Annotated in this window: 5 protein-coding genes and 1 riboswitch; of the genes, 2 read left to right on the forward strand and 3 right to left on the reverse strand. The window is 68.4% G+C overall.

Annotated features, from left to right (window positions below; all coding sequences use genetic code 11):
• The 3 genes from JWR86_RS08860 to JWR86_RS08870 form a co-directional block, all read right to left on the reverse strand.
• Positions 1 to 627 (reverse strand): glycosyltransferase (locus tag JWR86_RS08860; RefSeq protein WP_299563810.1); only part of this gene is annotated, 627 nt, incomplete at its 3' end.
• The gene (locus tag JWR86_RS08865; RefSeq protein WP_299563813.1) at positions 624 to 3,146 is read right to left on the reverse strand and encodes a glycosyltransferase family 4 protein; all 2,523 of its coding nucleotides are present in this window, start codon (positions 3,144 to 3,146) and stop codon (positions 624 to 626) included. The genes JWR86_RS08860 and JWR86_RS08865, both read right to left, overlap by 4 nt.
• 104 nt (positions 3,147 to 3,250) lie before the next feature.
• Positions 3,251 to 5,281 carry a hypothetical protein gene (locus JWR86_RS08870; RefSeq protein ID WP_299563816.1) on the reverse strand — a complete coding sequence of 677 codons (2,031 nt, stop codon included), beginning with the start codon at positions 5,279 to 5,281 and terminating at the stop codon, positions 3,251 to 3,253.
• 345 nt (positions 5,282 to 5,626) lie between these two features.
• On the opposite strand from JWR86_RS08870, the gene JWR86_RS08875 reads away from it, so the two are divergent.
• The gene (locus tag JWR86_RS08875; RefSeq protein WP_299563819.1) at positions 5,627 to 6,268 is read left to right on the forward strand and encodes a DUF1796 family putative cysteine peptidase; all 642 of its coding nucleotides are present in this window, start codon (positions 5,627 to 5,629) and stop codon (positions 6,266 to 6,268) included.
• Positions 6,269 to 6,535: 267 nt separating this feature from the next.
• Entirely contained in the window at positions 6,536 to 7,855 is a 1,320-nt protein-coding gene (locus tag JWR86_RS08880; RefSeq protein WP_299563822.1) for a hypothetical protein, read from the forward strand.
• 133 nt (positions 7,856 to 7,988) lie between these two features.
• Positions 7,989 to 8,180, forward strand: a riboswitch (cobalamin riboswitch).
• Positions 8,181 to 8,424: the final 244 nt, after the last annotated feature.

An 8,424-nucleotide genomic window follows, 5' to 3' on the forward strand; every position in this document is an offset into this window, starting at 1 on the left:
GGCGGCGAGCCGCTCCGCCTTGGCCAGCGTGTCGTCGGTCGAGCCGTTGTCGACAAAGATCACCTCCTCGGCGAGCCCGGCGACCGAACCGATACATCCCTCGACGTTGAGGCTCTCGTTCTTGGCCCGGATGATGAGAGACAGGCCCGGCAGAAGGCGCTCGCGGCCGATCAGCGGGTCGGTGCGGCTCGGCAGCCCGGACGGGAGAGCGGCGCCGCGCCAGTTCAGGGCGTTGATCGGGTTGTTGCGGTGGGCCAGCGTGATGTCGGTCAGGCCGCTGACCAGGACGTGGCGGACGGAGCCCGGCCACGAGGACAGTCGCAGCCGCTTCAGCTCGGCTTCTCCGGAGGAGATCACCACCAGGCCGTGATCCACTTCGAACCGGATCGCGACCCGGTCCTCGGCGCGCGGGAACGGGATCCGCACCGGGGGAAACAACACGCCGGCCGCGCTCATCACGACAAGCGACGCCGCCCGGCCGGGCAGGTCGAGGGTGAGTTCCAGCTCCGTCTTCCCGGGCTCGCTCTCCCAGGTGATCGTGACGGCGGCGGCGCCGTCGTCCGGCCGGCCGCTGAGATCGAGCACGTCGGTGACCGCGAAGCCGTGCGGAAGCGGAAAGCGGTTCATGCTGCGCGTCCGGTCCGCGTCTGGACGAGCCGCCCCAGGAAGGTATCGATCCCGGACACGGTGTGTCTCCAGCCGTCCTCAGGCACGCTGGCCGCTGCCGCCTGAGCGAGGCGAACGAGATCCGCCCTGTTCCGCTGCAGCCCGTGCAGATGAGCGATCAGTTCCCCGGCGACGTCGTCGGCGTGGTTGTCGACCAGAAGGCCGTTGACCCCGTGCTGCACGACCTCGTCGACGGCGCCCACGGCCGTGACGACGGGCACGCAGCCGAACGCCATGGCTTCCAGGATCACCAGCGGGACGCCCTCCCGGTGCGAAGCCAGAATCTGAACGTCGGCCCAGGCGAAATGCTCCGCCAACTCGTCGTCGTCGAAGACCGGCGGCAGGCGCCGACGCTCCAGAGCCGGAGGCAGGGAACGGCCGGCCAGCACCGGGGCGCCGACGAAGCGGAGATCCAGCTGTCCCTCCGAGCGATCGGCCTCGCGGGCGATTTCCCCGAGCCTGTCCAACCCCTTCTCGGCGTCGAGACGGCCGATATAGAGGACCCGCAACGGCCCGGTGGCGGGCCGGTCGATCTTGGCCGCCACAGCGGCGGCCAACGTCGCCGCGGGGAACGCGCGCGACGGCCCGTTCGGGGCCACACAGATGCGGTCCCGGCGAAATCCGCTCGCCGTCATCCAATTGGCGAGCTGCCGCGAGATGACAATCGCGCCGTCTGCCGCCCCCATGCCGTCGCGCGTCATGTGCGCGTGCCCGGTCGGCGCGCCGTCGATCTCCGCATCGTGCAGGTGCAGGTACGGGACCATGATGCCGCTGCGGCTGCGCAGGGTCGGGGACAGCGCAGCCCAATCCGCCACATGCGACGGCACGAACACATCCGCCTGCCCGACGATGCTGGCGATCCGCCGCAACGCGCCGGGCTCGTTCCACAGGCTTTCCGGCGCGTCCTGCTTCGCTGGCAGAACGTGAATCTCGTCGAACGCGGCCGCGACCTCCTTGTGGGATTCGACGCTCTGGTGACGGGTCACCACGACGCTCGTGCGGTTGCCGAGACGCCTCAGTTCTTCCGCGACCCTGAGCGAGACCCGCTCGACGCCGCCGAAGCTGAAAATCGGCAGGCCCATGACGATGTCCAAGCGGTCGCGCCGGGTGCCGCCCCGGAAGGCGAACTGCCCCTCCCCGAGAAGCAGCCAGCACAGCCGGTCAATGCAGCCCTGGACGGCGCCGCGCTGCCATTCATCGGCGATCAGGTCGGGCGGGTGGCCGGGCGGCAGGCGTCTGCGCAGCCGGACGCAGAGCCGCAGAAGCGCCGATTGGGCGGGGTCGGGCTCGAGCGCGGGAAGCGTCTCGGCGTGCTCGGGCAGCAGCGGCGACCGAATCCGCACCGTCCGGTGGGCGAAGTCCGGCTGCGGGCGGAGAGCCGTCGCCAGCCATTCGATTCCGGCCTTGACGGCGACCTCGGCCACGGTGTTGGCCTTGATGGCGATCACATCGGCGGGCAGCATCTCGGGGCTGTCGACGATTTCGAGCCTGGTGCCTTGCGAGTGTTCCAGCCGGTAGGCGACCATCGTCGCTTCGGAGATTTTGGCCCCGAGATCCGCGAAGAGCCACGCATCGAGCCGCGCCGCCCGAAGGGCCGCCATGGCTCCCGGCCGGGCGACCACAAGCGTCGGCGGCGGCTGGCCTGAAACCCGGTTCGGCAGCGTGTAGGCCAGCAGCTCGTTCAGAAACGCGTCGAGGCTGGTCTGCCGGACGGCGCCCGCCGGATCCGACAGGTACGTCACCGTCTCCGATTCCATTTCCACGAGCGCGAAGGCGTCGGTCCAGCCCTCGATGATGACCCGGGCCTGCTTGCGGGCGAGCGGACCGAGCCGCCAGCGCTCCAGGAACGCGCGCGCAAGGCGCGGGCCCGCGCCCATCCCGTCCACCTGCCCGCGATGGGCCAGCGTCAGATGCGCGTTGAACAGGCCCACGACCCGGCCCGGCCGCGACAGGACAGGGAGGAGCACCTCCAGGGCCGCGGGAGCACGGTCCTGCGCCGGCAGGAGTTTGAGCCCGCCGGCGAAGGCGCGCCCGGAGAAGATCAGCACGCCGATGGGAAGCTGGCCGTCCAGCACGCTGGCCAGCGTGTCGATGGGCGGCCCGAGCAGGCGACGACGCAGATCATCGAAGCCGATCTCCCTCACCGCCGCGACCGTGGCCGCGCCGTGCCGTTCAAAGGCGGCAAGCGCCTCGTCGAGCGCGGTCGGAGACAGGGCCGACATCTCGGCCGGAAACCAGACGAGGTCCTCGGGAGCCACAAGCGCCACGAGGGCGGCGAGCGCCGAGCGGCGGTCGGCGTGCCACACAAAGCGCATGGTCGGCGCGACGGCCGAGGACAGCGCCGCGAGGCGCGGAGTCACCTGTTCGGTGAGCCCGTGGACGACCACCGGCTGGCCCGGATGGGCGTCCCACACCCGGGCGAGGACGTCGACGAAATCCGCCCCGCCGTCGGCGTCCAGCAATACGACATGGAACTCCACGCGTGTTTCCCCACCCTCGCCCGTCGGGCTCGCAACCTTCGACCTGTCGCCAGCGCCGGACCCCGGCACCGGGGCGGCTCGACGACGAAACTGTGTGCCGGCGCTCAGGCGCCCTCGTTCAGAAAGGCCGTCAGGCCAGCCGTGAAATTGGCCCGATCCTGATGCGGGTGCCGGTCGAAGCTGACGAAGCGCGCCGCCTCGAAGGCAGCCTCGGCCATCGCGTCGCGTGTCGGTTCGACTGCGTGGGCCGCCGCCCCGCGGCCCAGTCCGGTGATTCGCGACAGGCAGTGCCGGCTCGGCTCGAACCACTCCCGGCCGGCCTCCTGCGGCGTGCCGTCGCGTGGCGAGGTCAGGGCGGCCGGCAGGCATCCGGCATTCCAATCCTCGTCCGACAGCACGGGCAGGGCGTCGGCCGCCCCGTTGAGCGGCAAGGACGCCGGGAAGAAGGCTTCGGGGCGCCGGGCCTGGTCGTGCCGATAGGGCAGCACCGCGAGCGGGCGCCCGGCCGCGAGCGCATCGAGCGCCAGCGTCGAATAGGTGGTGATAACCCCATCCACGGCGCGCACGAGCCGGGCCACAGGCCAGTCGAGTGCCAGCAGCGCCATGTCGTCCATCAGGACGAGATTGGGCCGGGCCAGGAGGTCCGGCCGACCATAGACGGACGAATCGTCAGGGTGGGGCCGCAGAACGAACAGCGTGTCGGGGTTGCGGGCGAGCAGGCGCTCGATCCAGGCGTAGGTCGCCTGGCTGCCGTGCCGGTGCGCGTCCCAGTGCAGGTTGGTGCCGATCAGCACCTTGCGGGCGAAGGCGCCGACCTGCGCCCCGAGCCGCGCGGCGAGAGCCGCGTCGTCACCCGGCAGCAGAGCATCGAGCAGCTTCGGCGAACCCGTCACGGCAATCCGGGCGGCATCGGCCGGCGGCAGAGCGGCCCTGAGCGTCGCGGCCGTGGCCTCGTCCCAGGCTCCGAAGGACCCGGCCGCGAAGGTGAGGCGGCGCGGCAAGGTCATGCCGTGCTGGAGGCAGAGCGTGCTGGCGCCGCGCCGGCGCGCCTCGAACAGCAGCTGGGAGGCCGACAGATGCGTCGCCGAGACGTAGCCCTCGGCGGAGCCGATCACGAGCGCCTCGTCCACCCCGCCCCAATGGTCCATCGCGTGGAAGCCGCCCTGAACCGTGTCGATCGGGGTGCAGGCCACGGCGGCGCGCTTGAGCACCGCCGCGATGGAACCGGCCAGATGCGGCGCGATGAGATCGGTGCGCAGCGTCGTCCGGACCCGGCTCGCCGGCCACACGTCCAGCAGCGAGCGCAGGAAGGACCAGTCCTGAACGAAGTTCAGGTGGTAATGGAGGACGGGCGCGTTCGAGGCGTCGAAATCCCGTCTTTTCTGAGCGCGATAGGAAATGTCGAGAAAGCGCCCGATCCTGTCGCGAACCTCTGCCTCGTCCGGCGGCGTCTGCGACACAGCCTCGACGAGCAGGTATGTCTGGTGGGTCGGCTGCTCGGACCGAAAGGGGTCGACGCGCTGCCAATGGGCGATCGCGGCCAAGGACGGATCGGCCCCGCCGATCCGGGCCATGCCTCGCCCGGCATTCAGCTCGTCGAAGGGCGTCGCGCCGATCCCCACCAGCCTGAGGATGTGCACCCAGCTGCTGAGCGGCAGGATGGTGGAATGGTAGGTGTTCCAGTCGGAACTGGGCCTGTGCGAAATGGAAACGAGCCCGCGCCGGGGCAGCAGCGCCCGCATGTTCAGCACGAAATCGGCCAGATGCTCGATGTCGAGATGCTCGGCGACGTCGAGGCAGGTCAGCAGGTAATCGTCCCCGAGCACCTCTCCGACGCGGGCCCTAAGCTCCCGGGCTGAGCCCGCCGCGTAGGCCGACAGATCGGCGCGCGCGTAGAACGGCGCCTCGCGCTCCGCGATGTCGACGGTCATGGTCCGGATGTCGAAGGGCTCGAGTTCGCGCGCGAGCCGCCCGTTGCCGCCGCCCATGTCGAGGACCCTGCCGGCATGCTGCCCGGCCAGGCGGGAGAGCGGCGCCGCGATCACCGCAGGATCGAACGAAGAGATCCCTGCGTCGTGACCAAAGTAGTTTCTAGCATAAATGGATTCGTAGTCGGTGATACAACCGCGACGCATATCCCCCTCCTACAACCGCGCGTATAGGCGTTAGTTCACGAGGGAAGTCAAGCCCGGCTTGTGAGCAGATTGTTGGACATATCTGGGCGTGCAAAAAAGGATATACTTTTCCTTGCAGTTTTCCGCGCGGTCGAGGCCTCTACTTCACGCCACACCTTGCAGTTGCTTTTATTTTCTTGCCGAGGGCCCGGGCCCCTCCCGCGGCCCGATGCCAGGTTGACGGATACGGCTCGGCCGTCATGGATCCGCTCGTAGGACGACCCGGCTGCGCGAAACGCTGGGCGACGGAGCCGACGGGCTCCAGGTCCGATCAGGTCAATCCCAGATTAGTGCTGGATACAGAGCATGGTTTATGATCGAATTGTTTCGCTCGGGTCGGCCTGCGAGCCCGCCTACCAAATCCGCAGCCACACCGGGAAGAGTGAGGCAGACTATTTCGACTGGCTAATTACACCGGCAGAAAGCCTGATTACGGCTATCGAGACGGATTTCTCTGGTTTTGATAACAAACAGGACTTCGTTATCACCGAAGACAAAGGCTCGGTGATCAATAATCGCACCAAGATCGAATACCGCCATTCCTTTCCTCGCGGTTCCGACGGACTGATCCGCGATGACTTCCTGACGTCGTTTTCCGAGTACGAGGCCAGGACGGCCTACCTGTTGGGGCGCTGGCGGTCGAACTTCTCGCGCCCGGGCCGCGTCCTCTTTATCCGCCGTGACATCACCCTTGAGGAGGTGGAGCGCCTGAGTCGCGCGATTCAGGACGCCTACCCTCAGGTGCAGGCCAAGATCCTCGTCGTGGCCTCGGACGATTACGAGTCGCTCACCACGGTGCCGGGCGTCAGCTTCGCGCATATCCCCGGCCACACCGGCGACGGCCTCGGGCAGCCGGAGGCCTGGAGACGCAAATTCATCCAGCTCGGGCTGGTGGCGCCGAGCGCTCCGACCTTGGATTTCAAAGGCGAGATCCCGCCGGACCACTGACCCCCGCAGCCGAGGCCGAGCGGCCCGTCCTCTCGGGGGCGACCCGCACGCCGGGAAGCGCCAAAGCGGCGCGAAGTCGGACAGGTTGCACTCCCAAGTCGGGCCTTCAACCGCAAGGACCGATTACATCGGGCAATTGATCGGCAGGACGAGATCAGGATAAAACTAGCGTGCCCTGGCGGCTGATTTCGTCCTGCCAGGGGCGCGGTTTTGTGAATGCTCGTCAGCCGCGTAACGCGCAATTCCAATGGAGCTGAGGAGCTAGTGATGCGGGCTGGACAGACCTTGTCCGACTATGTCGAACTGGTCTCTGACGAGGGCAATCCGCGTCGACCGAATATTTACAGCCTGCTCGAATGCACAACGCTGCCGGAATCGCTGGCAGAGCGCTTCGAATGCGGCGGCGAGCGGAAGTTCCTGTATCCGCTCGTCTTCGACACGATGCTCAACGTCCCGGGCATCCTCAAGACCCTGAAGGACCCGGTCGTCGCGGCCGTCCAGGATGGGCGTGGCGTCATCGTCCTCGACGATTCCTGCGAAGGACCGCCGCTCGCCGAAAACGCCGTCACGCAGATCGCGACCATCGCGCGGGAGCTCAACTTCCCTCCCGACGCTCTGGTCATCATCAACCACAACATGGATTACGGCCGCTGGATGGACGGCTGGGCCGCCCGCCATGGCGCGGGCCTGCACCGGCCGCTGAGCGTCTACTACCACTCCTGGGTCGTATCGGTGACCGAGATGCTGGCCGGACTGCGGCGCAAGGACACCCAGCTGATCGGCCCGATGTTTCCCGATCCGGACTCGCTCGAGCAGCATATCGAGCGGCAGCTGGGGGCGCGAATCGGCGACCGCGCAGCGGGCAACAAGCAGTTTCTCGCCATGAACTTCGCCGCCCGCACGCACAGGATCCTCCTGATGCTGGACCTCATCGACCGGGACATCCTGTCCCGCGGCGAGGTGTCCTTCGGCGGCGTGGGCCGGAAGCTGTCGCCGGCCACGGTCGAAGCGCAGCGGGAGGAACTTGCGTATTTCTTCCAGTGGAGCCGGCTCAAGCGCCACTGGGACGCTTTGACGGCCATGGGCCCGCTCACCCTGCCGGGCGGCGACCGGCCGCACGATCCGAGCGGCGGAAGCCTGATCCTCGATTTCGACTTCGAGGCGCACCGCCGGACGGCGTTCAGCGTGGTCACCGAGAGCGACTTCACGGCTCGGGGCCTCCGCCGCATCACGGAAAAGAGCCTGAAGCCGCTGATCGGCCTCCATCCGTTCATAACCATCGGCCTGCCGGGAACGCTGCGAACGCTGCGGCAGCTCGGGTTCAAGACCTTCGACGGCCTGATCAACGAGGATTACGACGCCGCCTTCGACGCCGAGATCAGGTTCGAGCTGGCCACCCAGGAGATCCACCGGCTGGCCACCATGGACCGACGCGCCACCGACCTGTTTCTGTATGAGGCGGCACCGGCCCTGATTCACAACGCGAGGCACGTCGTCTTCGGCCTGCCGGCCGTGCTGCGTGAAACCATGGTGCTGCCGGCCTTGGAGGCCCTGGAGGGCATCACCCGGAAGCCTGCAGCCCTCTAGCGGCGCCGCACCGGCGCGGGCCCGATCGCCCCGGAGCCCGGGCCGGGCAAGCCCGTATGCGGGCTGGGCCGCAAGGGCGCTCTCGTGGGGACCGCCGCAAAACAGCACTTGAGCCGCTCGGGCCGCCGTGCTCTGTCGCCTCACTGCGTCCGGTGCCCATTCGGGTGAAACGGGAACGAGGTTTGGGTGTCCCCCGAAGCCTCGGCTGCCCCCGCAACTGTGAGCGGCGAGTTCGAACCCACCATGTCACTGGCCTTCGGGCTGGGAAGACGGGCCGAACGGAGAGCCGCGAGCCAGGAGACCGGCCGGACGCGATCGAACCTGCGGCGGGGAGCCGCAAGGAGGTTGTTGATGGATTCTCCACGCCGATTCGCGTGGGCATTTGCCGTTTGCGTGCCCGCTTTGAGCTTTGCCGAGGGGGCTCGAGCTCAGACCGCTCTGCCCGAAATCGTGGTCAACCCTGAAGGTCGCGCTGCGCGGCCGCAGAGCGCCGAGACACCGCGGCGGGCTCCCGCCGTGGCCCGGCCGGCCCGCCCGTCCACGCGGGCGGCCCGACCCTCGGGGGGCAC

It is taken from the genome of Enterovirga sp. (assembly GCF_028290205.1).
Lineage (GTDB): Bacteria > Pseudomonadota > Alphaproteobacteria > Rhizobiales > Beijerinckiaceae > Enterovirga.

Excerpts from the sequence above, each read along its gene's own strand:
- JWR86_RS08880 (WP_299563822.1), top strand. The coding sequence starts at position 6,536 with ATGCGGGCTGGACAGACCTTGTCCGACTATGTCGAACTGGTCTCTGAC.
- JWR86_RS08875 (WP_299563819.1), top strand. The coding sequence starts at position 5,627 with ATGGTTTATGATCGAATTGTTTCGCTCGGGTCGGCCTGCGAGCCCGCC.
- JWR86_RS08870 (WP_299563816.1), bottom strand. The coding sequence starts at position 5,281 with ATGCGTCGCGGTTGTATCACCGACTACGAATCCATTTATGCTAGAAAC.